The organism is Streptomyces violaceoruber, from assembly GCF_033406955.1.
Taxonomy (GTDB): Bacteria; Actinomycetota; Actinomycetes; order Streptomycetales; family Streptomycetaceae; genus Streptomyces; species Streptomyces violaceoruber.
The window spans coordinates 2,865,177-2,881,208 of record NZ_CP137734.1 but is presented as its reverse complement, the minus strand read 5'-3'; the positions used below and the strand labels follow the sequence as shown (position 1 = coordinate 2,881,208).

Here is a 16,032-nt window from a genome sequence, read left to right as displayed (position 1 = left end):
AGAGGCGCGGTTCGTGCGGGCCGGTGACCGGTGCCGGCCCGCACCTCGCCCGGGCCGGCCAGTGCCCGTCAGAGCCCAGTCAGGCGGTCACCGCCGGGGCGTTGTGCGGGGAGCGCGCCGGTGCCCAGCGGCGGATGATGTCGCGCACCGAGACGATCCCGACGGGCTCGCCGCCGTCCAGGACGATGAGGTGGCGGAAGCCGCCGTGCGCCATCGCGCCCGCCGCCTCCTCCACGGTCCAGGTCGGGGCGGCGAAGACGACGTCGGTGGTGGTGTGGCTGTGGGTGCGCTCGGTGTCCGGGTCCTGGCCCCGGCCGACGGAGACCAGGACGTCGCGTTCGGTGAGGATCCCGATGCCGCCGGCGTCGGGGTCGTACACCACGGCCGCGCCGACGCGGCGTGCGGACATCAGGGCGGCGGCCTGGCGGAGCGTGTGGGCGGGACCGATGGTGAGGACGACCGTGCTCATGACTTCGCGGACGAGCATGGGTGGAGCCACCTCCTGCCGGTGATCCATGAGTTAGTTCATGGATTCACAAGTTCACAAGTGAGGGAACTCTCAGAGTGGCAGGTAAAGCGGGGGTCAACAAGAGGGCGCGGAGGGCGAGTCGGCGGGCGCTCAGTAGCGCTGGTTGAGATACCCGAGCAGTTCGTCGTGGAGCCGGCCGTTCGACGCCGCCGCGTTGCCGCTGTGCGGGCCGGGGCGGCCGTCGAGGCCGGTGAAGGTGCCGCCGGCCTCCGTGACGATGATCGCGTTCGCGGCCATGTCCCAGAGGGAGAGCTCCGGTTCGGCGCAGAGGTCCACCGAGCCCTCGGCGACCATCATGTACGGCCAGAAGTCGCCGTACGCGCGCGTGCGCCACACCTCGCGGGTCAGGTCCAGGAAGCCGTCGAGGCGGCCCTGCTCCTCCCAGCCGCTCAGCGAGGAGTACGCGAAGGAGGCGTCGGAGAGCGTGGAGACCTGGGAGACGTGGAGCCGATGGGCGGAGGTCAGGCTGCGGCCGGTGAACGCGCCGTGGTCCTCCACCGCCCACCAGCGGCGGCCGAGGGCGGGCGCCGAGACGAGGCCGACGACCGGCTGGTAGCCGCCCTCCTTCGCCTCCATCAGGGCGATGAGGGTGGCCCAGACGGGGACACCGCGCACGTAGTTCTTGGTGCCGTCGATCGGGTCGATGACCCAACGCCGCGGGCCGGTGCCCGCCACGCCGAACTCCTCGCCGTGGACCGAGTCGCGGGGGCGGGCGCGGGAGAGGTGGCCGCGGATGAGTTCCTCGGCGGCCTTGTCCGCCTCGCTCACCGGGGTCATGTCCGGCTTCGTCTCGACCTTCAGATCGAGGGCCTTGAAGCGGTCCATCGTCGCGGCGTCGGCGGCGTCGGCGAGCACGTGGGCGAGGCGGAGGTCGTCGAGGTAATCGGGCATGCCGTCACGCTATCTGTCGCGGGCGGGGCGGGGCTACCAGGGCTTTGGCGGGCGTGGCGGGGCGGGAGAGCCGCTGCGGGGGCTCCGCCCCACGGGTGCGAGGACCCTTGACAGTGCTCCCATACCCGTCAAATCTGGCAGCAAGTCGCTCGGCACGTCCGGCAGCGTTCGCTCGGCCCGAGGGAGGCGAGGGTGCCTGCAGCCCGGGAGTCCCTGCTCGACGCCGCGTACACGGCGCTGGCGCGCCGGCCGTGGTCCGCCGTGCGGATGGTGGACGTGGCGGCTTCCGCCGGGGTGTCCCGGCAGACCCTCTACAACGAGTTCGGCAGCAAGGAGGGACTCGCCCGGGCCCTGGTGAGGCGGGAGGCCGACGGCTACCTCGCCGGAGTGGAGCGCGCGCTCTCCGGGCCCAGCGACCCGCGTGAACGACTCACCGCCACCGCCGAGTGGATGATGTCGGCGGCCCGCGACAACGCGCTGGTCCGGGCCATGCTCACGGGGTGCTGGAACGAGCGGCTGCCCGCACCGGCCCTGACGGCGGTGCCCTCCTCCTGCGCGGTGCCGGCCCAGCGACGGGCCGACGGTCCACTGCCCTCGCCCGGCGACTTCGTGGGCCTGGTCCGCGACCGTGCCGTGGCCGTCCTGGGCGGGGCCGGTCCGCTCCCGCCGCCGGACGCCGCCGAACTGGCCCGCTCCTGCGAACTGACCGTGCGCCTCGCCCTCTCCTGCGTCGCCGCGCCGCCCGCCGAGGGCGGGGTGGCCGACCTCGTACGCACCGCCCTGCCACGCCGCCTGACGGCATAGCGGCCGCCTGCGCCTGCGCCTGCGCAGGGGAGGATCCCTAGTGCGCCGAGCCCGACAGCTGCAGACCGATCACGCCGATGATGACGAAGCTGATCGAGACGATCTTCAGGGTCGAGACCAGGTCGCCGAGGAAGATCATGCCGTAGATGGCGGTACCCGCCGCGCCGATGCCGGTCCACACCGCGTACGCGGGGCCGACGTCGAGCTTCTTCAGGGACATCGTCAGCAGGCCGAAGCTGCCCAGCGCGAAGGCGCAGAAGGCGATGGTGGGCCAGAGCCGGGTGAAGCCGTGCGACAGCTTCAGACAGACGGCGAAGCCGGTTTCGAGCACTCCGGCCACTATGACCAGCAGCCACGCCATGTCTTGTCCTCCCGTGGTCCCTACCGCGACCGCTGTGCCGATGCCGATCGGTGGCCTCGTCCGACCACGACTTCGTTGGACGACGACTTCGTGCGACGACGACTTGTGCGACAACGACTTCGTCCGGCTTTGCTCAGGCTTGGTTCCGGCTTGGTGCGATTATGCACTTACCGGCTGCACGGCACGCCAAACAACGCGATGGTCAGTCGCCTTCCTTGCGTTCCCGCGTCGACAGCAGCCGGCGCAGCGAGTACAGCCGGGCCGGGTCGGCGTGCCCCTCGGCGACCCAGGCGTCCAGCGCGCAGTCGGGCTCGTCGTGGCTGCACGCCCGCGGACAGCCCTCGGTGCCGGGCACCAGGTCGGGGAAGGCGTTGATCACCCGGGACGGGTCGATGTGCGCCAGCCCGAACGACCGTACGCCCGGGGTGTCGACGACCCAGCCGCCCGCCGCGGAGGACAGCGGCAGGGCGAGGGCCGAGGTCGTGGTGTGCCGGCCGCGCCCCGTCACCGCGTTGACGTGCCCCGTCACCCGGCGGCGGTCCTCGGGCACCAGGGTGTTGACCAGGGTCGTCTTGCCGACGCCGGAGTGGCCGACGAAGGCCGTGATCTTCCCGTCCAGGTGCTCGCGCACCAGGTCGGCGGCGGCGCCGTTCTCCAGCTCCTCCCGGCTGGTGACGACGTACGGGATGTCCAACGCGCCGTACAGCTCGAGGAGTTCGTCCGGCGGTGCCAGGTCCGACTTGGTCATCACCAGCAGCGGGGTGAGGCCGCCGTCGAACGCCGCGACCAGGCAGCGGTCGATGAGGCGGGGGCGCGGCTCGGGGTCGGCGAGGGCGGTGACGATGGCGAGCTGGTCGGCGTTGGCGACGACGACCCGCTCGTAGGGGTCGTCGTCGTCGGCCGTGCGGCGCAGGACCGAGGTGCGCTCCTCGATGCGGACGATGCGTGCGAGCGTGTCCTTCTTGCCGGTGAGGTCGCCGACCAGGGCCACCCGGTCACCCACGATTGCTGCCTTGCGGCCCAGCTCGCGCGCCTTCATCGCCATGACGACCCGGTCGTCGACGAGGCAGGTCAGCCGGCCGCGGTCCACGGTGAGGACCAGGCCCTCGGCGGCGTCCTCGTGCTTGGGCCGGATGTGGGTGCGCGGTCGGTTGCCCTTGCGGTTGGGGCGGGAGCGGATGTCGTCCTCGTCGGTGTGCTTGCCGTAGCGGCGCATGGCGATCCGTCCCTACGCCCCGAGCATCCCGGTCCACAGGTCGGGGAAGTCGGGCAGGGTCTTGGCGGTCGTCGCCACGTTCTCGATCTGCACGCCCTCCACCGTGAGACCGAGGACGGCGCCGGCGGTGGCCATGCGGTGGTCGTCGTAGGTGTGGAAGACGCCGCCGTGCAGACGGCGCGGGCGGATGTGCAGACCGTCGGCGGTCTCGGTGACGTCACCGCCGAGTTCGTTGATCTCCTTGGTGAGCGCGGCCAGCCGGTCCGTCTCGTGCAGCCGCAGATGGGCCACGCCGCGCAGGGTCGAGGGGGAGTCCGCGAGGGCGGCGACGGCCGCGATCCCCGGGGTCAGCTCGCCGACCTCGCTCAGGTCGACGTCGATGCCGTGGATCGCACCCGATCCGGTGAACACGAGTCCGAAGTCCGTCAGTTCGCAGGAACCGCCCATGTCGGTGAAGATCTCGCGCAGCCGGTCGCCGGGCTGGGTGGTGCGGGACGGCCAGTCGGGGATCACCACCTTGCCGCCGGTCACCAGCGCCGCCGCCAGGAACGGCTGCGCGTTCGACAGGTCCGGCTCGACGGTCAGGTCCCGGCCGAGCAGCGCACCCGGCGTGATCCGCCACACGTTCGGCTCGCCGCCGGACTCGGGGGTGTCGACCTGGGCGCCGACCGCGCGCAGCATGTCGACCGTCATGCGGATGTGCGGCATGGAGGGCAGCGCGGAACCGGTGTGGCGCACCTCGACGCCCTGGTTGAAGCGCGGCCCGGACAGCAGCAGGGCGCTGACGAACTGGGAGGAGGAGGATGCGTCGATCTCGACCGGGCCGCCCTCCAGGGCCCCGCCGCCGTGCACGGTCAGCGGCAGCGCGCCGCGCCCGTCGTCGTCGATGCGGGCGCCCAGGACGCGCAGCGCGTCGATCACGCCGTGCAGCGGACGCTCGTACGACCGCGGGTCGCCGTCGAAACGGACGGCGCCGTCGGCCAGTGTGGCGACCGGCGGCAGGAAGCGCATGACCGTGCCGGCGTTGCCGACGTCGACCGTGGCCGGGCCGCGCAGCCCCGCCGGGATGACCCGCCAGAACTCGCCGGTGCCCTCGGGGCCGACGCCCTCCTCGATCTCGACGCCCATCATGCGCAGCGCCTCGGCCATCAGCAGGGTGTCACGGGAGCGCAGCGGGCGGCGCAGCCAGCCGGGCTCGGAGGCGAGGGCGGCCAGCACCAGGGCGCGGTTGGTGACCGACTTGGACCCGGGCACGTGGACGGTCGCGTCGACGGCTCCGCTCGCGTGCGGGGCGGGCCAGAGGGCGGTGTGCGTGGGGTTCACGGTCATGGGGCCCACTTTAATGGCTGAGGACGATCGGAGATCTTGATCAAAAGCGCCGAAACCTGACCGAAAGCGCAACAGTGCACTTGCCGTGCATATATGCGGAGCGGGTGGAGGGTGCCCGGCGTCTCACAGCTCCAGCAGCCAGCGCGCCCCGCCGATCAGCGAGCACAGCGACACCGCGTGGAAGAGGAAGAACCACACTCCCGCCGGCGCGTGGGTCAGCCGCGCCAACTGGTCGGCGTCCGAGTCGCCGGCGCCGCCCCGCGACCGCTTGGCCTGCAGCTCGAAGGCCGGGCGCACCCCGCCGAGGAGAAGGAACCAGACCACCGCGTACGCGAACGCCGCCTGCACCTGCGGCCCGGCCAGCCACGACACCAGGACGAACGTGCCGCCGGTGACCACGACCGTCAGCACCCCGTACGCGTTGCGGACCATCACCAGCAGGGCCACCAGCAGCGCCGTCGCCAGCCACAGCAGCAGCGTGATGCGTCCGGCCGCCAGCAGCGCGGCGCCGCCGAGGCCGAGCAGCGGCGGAGCGGTGTAACCGGCGACCGCGGTGAGGATCATGCCGACGCCGTGCGGCTTGCCCCGGCTCACCGTCAGACCGCTGGTGTCCGAGTGCAGGGTGATCCCGGTGAGGGTACGGCCGGTCAGCAGGGCCACCAGGCCGTGACCGCCCTCGTGCGCGATGGTGATCGCGTTGCGCGCTATCCGCCACGATCCGCGCGTCGCGACGACGGCGAGCGCCGCCACCAGGGTCGCGACCACCACCCACAGGTCGGGATCGGGCTGGATGCCGGAGACCTCGTCCCACAGGGAGGTGAGCGAGGCCGTTGCGAGGTGGTCCATGTTCGGGGAGGGCTCCTCGTACTAGCGCGGGGTCTGGCAGTGTGGCACGTATGTGCGGACGGTATGCGGCGAGTCGTCGACCCGAGGATCTCGCGGGAATCTTCGAGATCGAGAAGTGGGAGCCCAAGGAGAGCTTGGAACCCGACTACAACGTGGCCCCCACCAAGGAGGTCTACGCCGTCCTGGACCGTCCCCTGAAAGACGTCGAGGACCCGGAGCCGGTTCGCCAGCTGCGGAAGCTGAAGTGGGGCCTCGTCCCCTCCTGGTCCAAGACGCCCGAGGGCGGCGCCCGGATGATCAACGCCCGCGCGGAGACCGTCCACGAGAAGCCCTCCTACCGCCGCGCCTTCAGCACCCGGCGCTGCATCCTGCCCGCCGACGGCTACTACGAGTGGGTCACCGGCAAGCAGGAGCGGGACCTGGAGGTCGAAGGGCGCAAGAAGCGGCCGCGCAAGCAGCCGTACTTCGTGACCCCCGCCGACGGCTCCGTGTTCGCCATGGCCGGGCTCTACGAGTTCTGGCGGGACAGGACGCTGCCCGACGACCATCCGCAGGCCTGGTGGGTGACGTGCTCGGTGATCACGACCGAGGCCGAGACCACACCACTCGCCGTCGCCCCGGCCGACGGTCCGCACGCCCTGGCCGACATCCACCCCCGGATGCCGCTGATGCTGACGCCGGACCGCTGGGACGACTGGCTCGATCCGGCGCGCACCGACCCCGACGAGCTGACCTCCCTGCTGGCACCCCCGCCCACCGGCCTGATGCGGGCCTTCCCCGTCTCGACGGCCGTGAGCAACGTCCGCAACAACGGACCGGAGCTGCTCGAGGAGCTGGAAGCACCGGAAGAGGGCACACTCTTCTGACGTGACGGATGCGACAGAGGTTGTGACGAAGGCGGTCGAGACGGATGCGGGCCCCGCCCGCATCACCTGGCACCGGGCGAAGCAGCCCCGGCTGGTGCTCGCCGTGAGCCACGGGGCCGGCGGCGGCATCGAGGCGCGCGACCTGAAGGCGCTGGCGGCCGCACTGCCCGCCCACGGGGTGAGCGTGGCCCTCGTCGAGCAGCCCTGGCGGGTGGCGGGCAGGAAGCTGGCGCCCGTGCCGAAGACCCTCGACACCGGGTGGCGGGGCGTCTGGCCCGCGCTCGCCGCCCCCGGCCTGCCGGTGATCTCGGGCGGCCGCAGCGCCGGCGCCCGTGTCGCCTGCCGCACCGCCGGCGAACTGGGCGCCCGCGCCGTCCTCGCCCTCAGCTTCCCCCTGCACCCGCCGGGCAGGCCGGAGAAGTCCCGCGCCGACGAGCTGCTCGGGGCCGGCGTGCCCACCCTCGTGGTCCAGGGCGGCAACGACCCCTTCGGCAGGCCGCAGGAGTTCCCCGAGGCGCCCGGGGGGACCTACGAGCTGATCGAGGTGCCGTACGGCGACCACGGCTTCGCCGTGCCCAAACGGGCGGAGATCAGCCAGGAAAGGGCGCTGGAGCTGATCACCGACGGCGTGGCCCAGTGGGCCGGCTCACTCGGCTGAACGCCTGGGAATGACCGGCGGACGGCCACTGTTGTGCCGTTCGTACGTTGCTGAGAATCAGCACCGACGCCGTAGGAGAGGAAGTCCGCCGCATGGGTTCAGCCTTCTGCCCGAGTCGCAGCAGCCGCGCCGACCTGGACTGGACCGTGCTGCACGCTGCTAAGACCGCCCCTATTCGGGCGGCGGGCGGACCGGATCGTCGTCTATCCTCCGATTCGAGTGAGACCGGTCTCGGTTTCACGACGACATCGGAGGAGGTGGGTCCGGTCACTGGGACCGACGCAGGGACCGAACACGGCCAGGCGGAGCAGCCCGAGGGCCGGGGTACGGGCGCGGAGTCGACCGCGGAGCGCAGCGCGCGCTTCGAGCGGGACGCGCTGGAGTTCCTCGACCAGATGTACTCGGCCGCGCTGCGCATGACGCGTAATCCGGCCGACGCCGAGGACCTGGTGCAGGAGACCTACGCCAAGGCGTACGCGTCCTTCCACCAGTTCCGCGAGGGCACCAACCTCAAGGCGTGGCTGTACCGCATCCTCACCAACACCTTCATCAACTCGTACCGCAAGAAGCAGCGCGAACCCCAGCGCAGCGCGGCCGAGGAGATCGAGGACTGGCAGCTCGCCCGTGCCGAGTCGCACATGTCGACGGGTCTGCGCTCCGCGGAGTCGCAGGCGCTCGACCACCTGCCCGACTCGGACGTGAAGCAGGCGCTCCAGGCGATCCCCGAGGAATTCCGTATCGCCGTGTATCTGGCGGACGTCGAGGGCTTTGCCTACAAGGAGATCGCGGACATCATGGGGACACCCATCGGTACGGTGATGTCCCGGCTGCACCGTGGACGCCGTCAGCTGCGCGGCATGCTGGAGGACTACGCCCGCGACCGCGGTCTGGTCCCCGCCGGCGCCGGAGAGTCGAACGAAGCGAAAGGCTCGGGGTCATGAGCTGCGGAGAGCCGCACGAGACGGATTGCAGCGAAATCCTCGATCATCTCTACGAGTTTCTCGACAAAGAGATGCCGGACTCGGACTGCGTGAAGTTCGAGCACCACTTCGAGGAGTGCTCGCCCTGCCTGGAGAAGTACGGGCTGGAGCAGGCCGTGAAGAAGCTGGTCAAGCGGTGCTGCGGGCAGGACGACGTGCCCGGTGACCTGCGGGCCAAGGTGATGGGACGGCTGGACCTGATCCGGTCCGGGCAGTCCGTGCCGGAACACGACGTCGCGGCCGCACCGTCGTCGTCGGCTCCGCAGGAGTCCTGAGCCGCCCTGAGCGTCGCGACTCGGCCAGAAGTCACTCGTACGTGCTAATCCGCGGGTTATCTGCCCGCGGCCTCCCCGCCGCCGTCCTAGGCTCCTGAGCCTGACAGGCGTGGCCAGGGGAGGGGCTGATGGACGCGGTACCGGCGCGGGCACGTGTGTACGTGGCCGTCGTCGCCCTCACCGCCCTGCTCTGCCTGCGACCGCTGCCCGCGGTGCACGCGCCCTGGTGGGCGGTGCTGCTGCTGGCGGGGCTGTACGCGGGGTCCGAGCTGGTCGCGCGGTCCCGCTTCGTCGGGACCTGCTACCCCGTCCTGCTCGCCGGCGCCTTCCTGCTGCCGCCGCCCGCCGCCGCGCTCGTGGCACTGCCGGGAGCCCTGCTGGCCCCGGTGCCGCGCCGTCCCCTCGGTCTGCGGCGCGTGTGGCGGGCCGCGCAGCTGACCCTCGCCGTGTGGGCCGCGGCCTGTGTCCACTGGCGGCTCGGGGGCCGGGACGCGGTCGTCGAGCCCGCCTTCCCGTACGCCCTCGTGCCGGCCGGGGCGGCCGTACTCGCCTTCTGCCTGGTCCTCACCGTGCTGGACGGCGGCATCCTGACCCTCGCCGACCACGTGCCGCCGAGCCGGGCGTGGCGGGGACTGCTCTCCCGGTCGCTCGCGCCGATCGCCGTGCACGGGCTCGCCGGGCTCATGATGGCCGTCCTGTGGCGCAGCCCGTACGGTCCGGTGGCCGCGCTGCTCGTGCTGCTGCCGATGTGCGTGGCCTGGTGGGCCTTCGCCCAGTACCACCGTGAGCGGGCCGCGCACCAGGCGACCATCCGCGCCCTCGTGCAGGCCGTCGACATCAAGGACGGCTACACGCGCGGCCACAGCGAACGCGTCGGCCAGGCCTCCATGATGATCGCCCGCGAGCTGGGCATGGACGACGAACGCGTCGAGACCCTGCGCTTCGCCGGGATCCTGCACGACGTGGGCAAGCTCGGCGTGCCCACCCGGCTGCTGCGCAAGGACGGCCCGCTGACGCCCGAGGAGCGCCGGGTGATCGAACTGCACCCCGAGTACGGGCACGAGATGGTGCGCGGCATCCGCTTCCTGGGAGAGGCCCGCGCCGCCGTCCTGCACCACCACGAACGGCTGGACGGCAGCGGCTATCCCTACGGGCTGGCCGGCGACCGGATCCCCGAGTCGGCCCGGGTGGTGGCCGTCGCCGACGCCTTCGACGCGATGACGTCCACGCGCTCCTACAGCAGGGCCCGGCCCGTCGCGACGGCGCTGGCGGAGCTCCAGCGGTGTGCCGGCGGACAGTTCGACCCGCGGATGGTGCGGGCACTGGTCCGAGCCCTCGGCCGGCACGGCTGGCGCCCGTCCGTCACGGCGGACTCCCCGCTCGCCCGCACCGCCGGACCGGCACCGGACCGGGGCGAGGACGCGCGGGACAGCGTCGGCAGGGGAGCGCCATGACGCCCTTGCAGCCGCCGGCCCGGTCCTCGCCGCCGGCGGCCGTCCTCCTCGTACCCGGCTGTGCCGGGCTCCTCGCGCTCGGATGTCTCGCCTCCGTGCTGGGGGCGGGGCCCGCCCAGCGGCCCGTCGCGCTGGCCTTCGGAGGGCTGGTCGTCCTCGGTGAGCTGACCCGGCGGACCGGCGCCGAGGCCCGGGAGGCGGCTCCGCTCGGGGCCGCGGGCGCGCTGGCGTACGCGCTGCTCGGAGACGTCGCCGGGCAGCCCGCGCACCACGGTGTGGCCGAGACCGTCACCGTCGTGCTCGCCGCCTCGCTGCTCGGCAGCGTGCCCTACGTCGCGCGCGGCAGCGGGCCCGTCCTCGACCACCTGGCGCGGCGCGTGCTCACCGTCGGTTTCGCCGCCGTGTGCTTCCGGCCGCTGTCCAACCAGGGCGTCTTCGACGACTGGAGCGGCCCCGCCTACGCGCTGCTGCTGCTCGGGCTGCTCGCCCTGACCACGCTGTGCGACGCGGTGCTCGCCGCGGCACCCGCGCACGCGCGCACCGGCTGGCCCTTCGGGCCCCTGCTGCGCGAAGAGCTGCGCGGCATGGTCGGGATCACGTCGGCGGTGTGCGCGACCGGCGCGGTGATGGCGCTCGCGGTGAGCGTCGCGGGACTGTGGGCGCTCCCCGTCTTCTCCGTGCCCCTGCTGCTCGCCCAGCTCTCCTACCGGCGGTACGCGGCCGTCCGGGCCACCTACCGGCAGACCATCGCCTCCCTGGCCCGCGCCACCGAGATCGCCGGATACACCCCGGCCGGGCACGCGCGCCGCGTCGCCGGGCTCGGGGTGGCCGTCGGCCGGGACCTGGGGCTGTCGGGGGCCGAGCTGACCGTGCTGGAGTACGCGGCCCTCATGCACGACATCGGTCAGCTGAGCCTGGTCGACCCGGTCCCGGCGGGTGCCACGGCCGGCCTGCCGGTCACCGAACAGCGGCGGATCGCGCTGCTCGGCGGGGCCGTCGTCCGCCAGACCGGCGTCGACGCGGCGGTCGCGGTGGTGGTGGAGCGGCAGGCCGACCCCTGCCGGGAGCAGCCGGTCGCCGCGCGGATCGTACGCGTCGTGAACGCCTACGACGAGAAGGCGCGGGACGCGGGTCCCGGCGGCGTCCTGACCGCGCTGGAGGAGCTGCGCCTGGCCACCGCGGGCGACTACGCTCCGGAAGTGGTGGAAGCGCTGGCCCGGGTCCTTTCCCGAGGCAGCCTTACCGAGCCCGCGGCTGGGTAACCCATGGGTAATGAGCGCCTCCGCAGCCGTACGTGGTTTGATGCCCGGGAGAGGGTGTCCGGGGGCGCGAAAAGGCACAGCCAGCCCACAGAACGGAACTGGCAGGCGGGAATCGTGAGGATCTTCGGCAAGGCACGGCACCGGCCCTCCGCCTCTTGGCGGCAGGCCACCGACCGCGCGTTCACGCTGATCGGCGACGGTCGCTACGAGGACGCGGGCGCGCTGCTGACGCGGGCGGCCGACCTGGAGCCCTGGCTGTCGGAGTCCTGGTTCAACCTGGCGCTGCTGCACAAGTTCCGGCACGACTGGGAACAGGCGAGGGCGGCCGGTCTGCGGGCCGTCGCGCTGCTCGACCGGGACATCGGCGCCCCCGACTGGTGGAACGTCGGCATCGCCGCGACCGCCCTTCAGGACTGGCCGCTGGCCCGTCGCGCCTGGCAGGCCTACGGGCTGCGCACCCCCGGGGGCGCCACGGACGCGGGTGAGCCGCTCGGCATGGACCTCGGCAGCGCCGCCGTACGGCTGTCCCCGGAGGGCGAGGCCGAGGTGGTGTGGGGGCGGCGGCTGGACCCCGCCCGCGTCGAGGTGCTGTCCATCCCGCTGCCGTCCTCCGGCCGGCGCTGGGGCGAGGTCGTCCTGCACGACGGCGTACCGCACGGGGAGCGCACGACCTCGGCCGGGCACTCCTACCCCGTCTTCGACGAGATCGAGCTGTGGGCGCCCTCGCCGGTGCCCACCTGGGTGGTCCTCCTGGAGGCCGCCACCGAGTCCGACCGCGACGCCCTGGAGCAGCTGGCCGCCGACGCCGGGTTCGCCGCCGAGGACTGGTCGTCCTCCGTCCGGCTGCTGTGCCGGATGTGCTCGGAGTCCCGGATGCCGTCCGACGAGGGCGACGGCGAGCACCTCGATCCGCACGACCACAGCGAACCCGGACACCCCGGGCCCCTGGGGCACCGCACCGACGGGCAGCTGTGGGTGCCGGAGCGGGAGTGCGGGGTGGCCGCGCCGGCCGGGCTGGTGAAGGGGTTGCTGGACGGGTGGGTCGCGGACAGTCCGGACTCCCGGGACTGGCGGGACCTGGAAGAGGTCTGCTGAGCAGCCCCGTAGTCTTTGTCAGGACACTTCAGCAGCGTCAGCATCACCTTTGGTTGTACGAGGAAGGCATACGTCGGTCATGGCCCAGCAGGACACCGATCAGCAGCACCCGGGCGTGCTCCCCGTGGACGACGAGGGATTCGTCGTCGACAGCCAGGACTGCGAGGAGCGTGAGGCCGACTGGCGCGGGCGCGGCACCTCCCGTCCGATCACGGTGGTCGGCAACCCGGTGCTGCACAAGGAGTGCGAGGACGTCACCGACTTCGGCGAGGAGTTCCAGCAGCTGGTGGCCGACATGTTCGCCAGCCAGCGCACCGCCGAGGGAGTGGGCCTGGCCGCCAACCAGATCGGCGTCTCCAAGAAGGTCTTCGTCTACGACTGCCCCGACGACGAGGGCGTCCGCCACGTCGGCGTGGTCTGCAACCCGCGGCTCGTCGAGCTGCCGGCCGACCGCCGCCGCCTGGACGACAGCAACGAGGGCTGCCTGTCCGTGCCCACCGCCTACGCGCCGCTCGCCCGCCCCGACTACGCCGAGGTGACCGGGCAGGACGAGAAGGGCAACCCGGTCAAGGTGCGCGGCACGGGGTACTTCGCCCGGTGTTTGCAGCACGAGACGGACCACCTGTACGGGTACCTGTACATCGACCGGCTCTCCAAGCGCGAACGCAAGGACGCGCTTCGGCAGATGGCCGAGAACGAGCCGCGCTACCCCGTGGTCGCGAACGACTGACACCGCCTCACCCGCCCCACATCTCCCTTGCGCACGGCGCCTGTTCGGGTCTTCCCCGAGCGGGCGCCGTTCGTCTGTGCACGCGCATGGAAAGCCGCCACACAACAGGAGAATTCCGGCACCAGGGGTAGTGAATGAAGCAAATCCGTTCCCAGAACGGTCAGTTGTGGTGCTGAATGGGAAGTGCGGGGATACGCAACGGCGCACGCCCCGCTCAGCGAGAGGGGTGCGCCACCGGCGGCTGAGAGGGGTTTGTTCGTGCATGCTTTCCCACACGGCACCACAGCGACACCGACCGCGATCGCAGTACCGCCATCGCTCCGTCTCCCGGTGATCGAGGCGGCATTTCCCCGGCAACTGCACCCGTATTGGCCGAAGCTCCAGGAGACAACCCGGACCTGGCTGCTCGAAAAGCGGCTCATGCCGGCGGACAAGGTCGAGGAATATGCCGACGGTCTGTGCTACACGGACCTCATGGCGGGCTACTACCTGGGCGCCCCCGACGAGGTCCTGCAGGCGATAGCGGACTACAGCGCGTGGTTCTTCGTCTGGGACGACCGTCACGACCGTGACATCGTCCACGGCCGGGCCGGTGCCTGGCGGCGACTGCGCGGCCTGCTGCACACGGCACTGGACTCACCCGGGGACCACCTGCACCACGAGGACACGCTGGTGGCCGGGTTCGCCGACAGTGTGCGGCGGCTCTACGCCTTCCTGCCGGCCACCTGGAACGCCCGGTTCGCCCGGCACTTCCACACGGTGATCGAGGCGTACGACCGTGAATTCCACAACCGCACGCGCGGAATCGTGCCCGGCGTGGAGGAGTACCTCGAACTGCGCCGGCTCACGTTCGCGCACTGGATCTGGACCGACCTGCTGGAGCCGAGTTCGGGCTGCGAACTCCCCGACGCCGTACGGAAACACCCGGCATATCGCCGGGCGGCGTTGCTGAGTCAGGAATTCGCCGCCTGGTACAACGACCTCTGCTCACTGCCAAAGGAAATAGCGGGAGACGAGGTCCACAATCTTGGCATCAGTCTCATCACCCACCATTCACTCACCCTGGAAGAAGCCATCGGAGAAGTCCGGCGTCGTGTCGAGGAATGCATCACGGAATTCCTCGCCGTCGAGCGGGACGCCTTACGGTTCGCCGACGAACTCGCCGACGGAACCGTACGCGGAAAGGAACTGAGCGGCGCCGTGCGGGCCAACGTCGGCAATATGCGGAACTGGTTCAGTTCCGTCTACTGGTTCCACCACGAGTCCGGCCGGTACATGGTCGACAGCTGGGACGACCGGTCCACGCCCCCGTACGTCAACAACGAAGCGGCAGGTGAGAAATGACCGTCGAGTCCGTCAACCCCGAAACCCGCGCACCCGCGGCACCGGGAGCACCGGAGCTGCGCGAGCCGCCCGTCGCGGGCGGTGGCGTTCCGCTGCTCGGCCACGGCTGGCGGCTGGCCCGCGACCCCCTGGCCTTCATGTCCCAGCTGCGCGACCACGGCGACGTCGTGCGCATCAAGCTCGGCCCGAAGACCGTCTACGCCGTCACGAACCCCGAGCTGACCGGCGCCCTCGCCCTGAACCCCGACTACCACATCGCCGGTCCGCTGTGGGAGTCGCTGGAGGGCCTGCTCGGCAAGGAGGGCGTGGCGACCGCCAACGGCCCGCTCCACCGCCGCCAGCGGCGTACCATCCAGCCGGCGTTCCGGCTCGACGCCATCCCCGCCTACGGGCCGATCATGGAGGAGGAGGCGCACGCGCTCACCGAGCGCTGGCAGCCGGGGAAGACCGTCGACGCCACCTCGGAGTCCTTCCGGGTCGCCGTGCGCGTCGCGGCCCGCTGCCTGCTGCGCGGGCAGTACATGGACGAGCGGGCCGAGCGGCTCTGCGTCGCGCTCGCCACCGTCTTCCGGGGCATGTACCGGCGGATGGTGGTCCCGCTCGGGCCGCTGTACCGGCTGCCGCTTCCGGCCAACCGCCGATTCAACGACGCGTTGGCCGATCTGCACCTGCTGGTCGACGAGATCATCGCCGAGCGCCGTGCATCCGGTCAAAAGCCGGACGATTTGCTCACGGCATTGCTGGAGGCGAAGGACGACAATGGCGACCCGATCGGGGAACAGGAGATCCACGACCAGGTGGTCGCGATACTCACCCCGGGCAGTGAAACCATCGCGTCCACGATCATGTGGTTGCTCCAGGCACTTGCCGACCATCCGGAACATGCCGACCGCATACGCGACGAAGTCGAAGCGGTCACCGGCGGACGTCCCGTGGCATTCGAGGACGTCCGGAAGCTCAGGCACACCGGCAATGTCATCGTGGAGGCCATGCGTTTGCGTCCCGCCGTATGGGTATTGACCCGGCGCGCGGTGGCCGAGAGCGAACTCGGTGGCTATCGCATTCCGGCCGGTGCGGACATCATCTACAGTCCGTACGCAATCCAACGCGATCCGAAGTCGTACGACGACAACCTGGAGTTCGATCCCGACCGGTGGCTACCGGAACGCGCGGCGAATGTGCCGAAATACGCCATGAAGCCGTTCAGCGCGGGCAAGCGGAAGTGCCCCAGTGACCACTTCTCGATGGCCCAGCTCACGCTGATCACGGCCGCGCTCGCCACGAAGTACCGCTTCGAACAGGTGGCGGGCTCGAACGACGCGGTCCGGGTCGGCATCACGCTGCGTCCGCACGACCTGCTGGTCAGGCCCGTGGCGCGGTGACGACCCGGAC

General features: G+C 71.5%; 17 protein-coding genes. 11 read left to right on the top strand and 6 right to left on the bottom strand.

What is annotated here, in order from left to right; translation table 11 throughout:
• Nucleotides 1–79: 79 nt before the first annotated feature.
• Together R2E43_RS12495 and hisN are read right to left on the bottom strand one after the other, a co-directional pair.
• Nucleotides 80–487 carry a CBS domain-containing protein gene (locus R2E43_RS12495; protein ID WP_332056201.1) on the bottom strand — a complete coding sequence of 136 codons (408 nt, stop codon included), beginning with the start codon at nt 485–487 and terminating at the stop codon, nt 80–82.
• Between the two features lie 132 nt (nt 488–619).
• Nucleotides 620–1,420, bottom strand: a complete 801-nt coding sequence (gene hisN / locus R2E43_RS12490; protein WP_003973764.1) for a histidinol-phosphatase — start codon at nt 1,418–1,420, stop codon at nt 620–622.
• 192 nt (nt 1,421–1,612) lie between these two features.
• Here hisN and R2E43_RS12485 point away from each other — a divergent pair, with 192 nt between their 5' ends.
• A complete protein-coding gene (locus R2E43_RS12485; protein ID WP_011030115.1) occupies nt 1,613–2,224 on the top strand; it encodes a TetR/AcrR family transcriptional regulator in 612 nt (203 codons plus the stop codon).
• Between the two features lie 37 nt (nt 2,225–2,261).
• Here the strand turns inward: R2E43_RS12485 and R2E43_RS12480 are convergent, their stop codons facing one another.
• The 4 genes from R2E43_RS12480 to R2E43_RS12465 form a co-directional block, all read right to left on the bottom strand.
• Nucleotides 2,262–2,585 (bottom strand): DMT family transporter, encoded by a 324-nt coding sequence (locus R2E43_RS12480; protein WP_003973762.1) that lies wholly within the window; start codon nt 2,583–2,585, stop codon nt 2,262–2,264.
• A gap of 202 nt (nt 2,586–2,787) precedes the next feature.
• Entirely contained in the window at nt 2,788–3,801 is a 1,014-nt protein-coding gene (gene rsgA, locus R2E43_RS12475) for a ribosome small subunit-dependent GTPase A (protein ID WP_003973761.1), read from the bottom strand.
• Nucleotides 3,802–3,813: 12 nt separating this feature from the next.
• Nucleotides 3,814–5,130 carry a 3-phosphoshikimate 1-carboxyvinyltransferase gene (gene aroA, locus R2E43_RS12470; RefSeq protein WP_332056200.1) on the bottom strand — a complete coding sequence of 439 codons (1,317 nt, stop codon included), beginning with the start codon at nt 5,128–5,130 and terminating at the stop codon, nt 3,814–3,816.
• A gap of 123 nt (nt 5,131–5,253) precedes the next feature.
• Nucleotides 5,254–5,976 (bottom strand): M50 family metallopeptidase, encoded by a 723-nt coding sequence (locus R2E43_RS12465; RefSeq protein ID WP_003973759.1) that lies wholly within the window; start codon nt 5,974–5,976, stop codon nt 5,254–5,256.
• A 50-nt stretch (nt 5,977–6,026) separates the two neighbouring features.
• Between R2E43_RS12465 and R2E43_RS12460 the strand changes: the two genes are divergently transcribed.
• The 10 genes from R2E43_RS12460 to R2E43_RS12415 all read left to right on the top strand — a co-directional run bounded on the left by R2E43_RS12460 (nt 6,027) and on the right by R2E43_RS12415 (nt 16,022).
• Complete coding sequence (locus tag R2E43_RS12460; protein WP_011030116.1) at nt 6,027–6,842, top strand: SOS response-associated peptidase; 816 nt, start codon at nt 6,027–6,029, stop codon at nt 6,840–6,842.
• 22 nt (nt 6,843–6,864) lie between these two features.
• On the top strand, nt 6,865–7,500 hold the full coding sequence (locus tag R2E43_RS12455) for an alpha/beta hydrolase family protein (protein WP_332057113.1): 636 nt from the start codon (nt 6,865–6,867) through the stop codon (nt 7,498–7,500).
• Nucleotides 7,501–7,757: 257 nt separating this feature from the next.
• Nucleotides 7,758–8,441 carry an RNA polymerase sigma factor SigR gene (gene sigR / locus R2E43_RS12450; protein ID WP_003973756.1) on the top strand — a complete coding sequence of 228 codons (684 nt, stop codon included), beginning with the start codon at nt 7,758–7,760 and terminating at the stop codon, nt 8,439–8,441.
• On the top strand, nt 8,438–8,755 hold the full coding sequence (gene rsrA, locus R2E43_RS12445; RefSeq protein WP_003973755.1) for a mycothiol system anti-sigma-R factor: 318 nt from the start codon (nt 8,438–8,440) through the stop codon (nt 8,753–8,755). Before sigR ends, rsrA begins: the two co-directional genes overlap by 4 nt.
• A gap of 128 nt (nt 8,756–8,883) precedes the next feature.
• Nucleotides 8,884–10,209, top strand: coding sequence for an HD-GYP domain-containing protein (locus tag R2E43_RS12440; RefSeq protein WP_332056199.1), 1,326 nt, complete (start codon nt 8,884–8,886; stop codon nt 10,207–10,209).
• Nucleotides 10,206–11,471, top strand: coding sequence for an HD-GYP domain-containing protein (locus R2E43_RS12435; RefSeq protein WP_162495247.1), 1,266 nt, complete (start codon nt 10,206–10,208; stop codon nt 11,469–11,471). Before R2E43_RS12440 ends, R2E43_RS12435 begins: the two co-directional genes overlap by 4 nt.
• A 114-nt stretch (nt 11,472–11,585) precedes the next feature.
• Entirely contained in the window at nt 11,586–12,566 is a 981-nt protein-coding gene (locus R2E43_RS12430; RefSeq protein ID WP_003973752.1) for a tetratricopeptide repeat protein, read from the top strand.
• Between the two features lie 79 nt (nt 12,567–12,645).
• Nucleotides 12,646–13,296, top strand: a complete 651-nt coding sequence (def, locus tag R2E43_RS12425; protein ID WP_003973751.1) for a peptide deformylase — start codon at nt 12,646–12,648, stop codon at nt 13,294–13,296.
• 258 nt (nt 13,297–13,554) lie between these two features.
• On the top strand, nt 13,555–14,640 hold the full coding sequence (gene cyc1, locus R2E43_RS12420) for an epi-isozizaene synthase (protein ID WP_011030119.1): 1,086 nt from the start codon (nt 13,555–13,557) through the stop codon (nt 14,638–14,640).
• A complete protein-coding gene (locus R2E43_RS12415; protein ID WP_011030120.1) occupies nt 14,637–16,022 on the top strand; it encodes a bifunctional albaflavenone monooxygenase/terpene synthase in 1,386 nt (461 codons plus the stop codon). The genes cyc1 and R2E43_RS12415 overlap by 4 nt, the downstream gene beginning before the upstream one ends.
• Nucleotides 16,023–16,032: the final 10 nt, after the last annotated feature.

Excerpts from the sequence above, each read along its gene's own strand:
- R2E43_RS12440 (WP_332056199.1), top strand. The coding sequence starts at position 8,884 with ATGGACGCGGTACCGGCGCGGGCACGTGTGTACGTGGCCGTCGTCGCC.
- R2E43_RS12465 (WP_003973759.1), bottom strand. The coding sequence starts at position 5,976 with ATGGACCACCTCGCAACGGCCTCGCTCACCTCCCTGTGGGACGAGGTC.
- R2E43_RS12480 (WP_003973762.1), bottom strand. The coding sequence starts at position 2,585 with ATGGCGTGGCTGCTGGTCATAGTGGCCGGAGTGCTCGAAACCGGCTTC.
- aroA (WP_332056200.1), bottom strand. The coding sequence starts at position 5,130 with ATGACCGTGAACCCCACGCACACCGCCCTCTGGCCCGCCCCGCACGCG.
- R2E43_RS12415 (WP_011030120.1), top strand. The coding sequence starts at position 14,637 with ATGACCGTCGAGTCCGTCAACCCCGAAACCCGCGCACCCGCGGCACCG.
- rsgA (WP_003973761.1), bottom strand. The coding sequence starts at position 3,801 with ATGCGCCGCTACGGCAAGCACACCGACGAGGACGACATCCGCTCCCGC.
- R2E43_RS12495 (WP_332056201.1), bottom strand. The coding sequence starts at position 487 with ATGCTCGTCCGCGAAGTCATGAGCACGGTCGTCCTCACCATCGGTCCC.
- R2E43_RS12460 (WP_011030116.1), top strand. The coding sequence starts at position 6,027 with ATGTGCGGACGGTATGCGGCGAGTCGTCGACCCGAGGATCTCGCGGGA.
- hisN (WP_003973764.1), bottom strand. The coding sequence starts at position 1,420 with ATGCCCGATTACCTCGACGACCTCCGCCTCGCCCACGTGCTCGCCGAC.
- rsrA (WP_003973755.1), top strand. The coding sequence starts at position 8,438 with ATGAGCTGCGGAGAGCCGCACGAGACGGATTGCAGCGAAATCCTCGAT.
- R2E43_RS12435 (WP_162495247.1), top strand. The coding sequence starts at position 10,206 with ATGACGCCCTTGCAGCCGCCGGCCCGGTCCTCGCCGCCGGCGGCCGTC.
- def (WP_003973751.1), top strand. The coding sequence starts at position 12,646 with ATGGCCCAGCAGGACACCGATCAGCAGCACCCGGGCGTGCTCCCCGTG.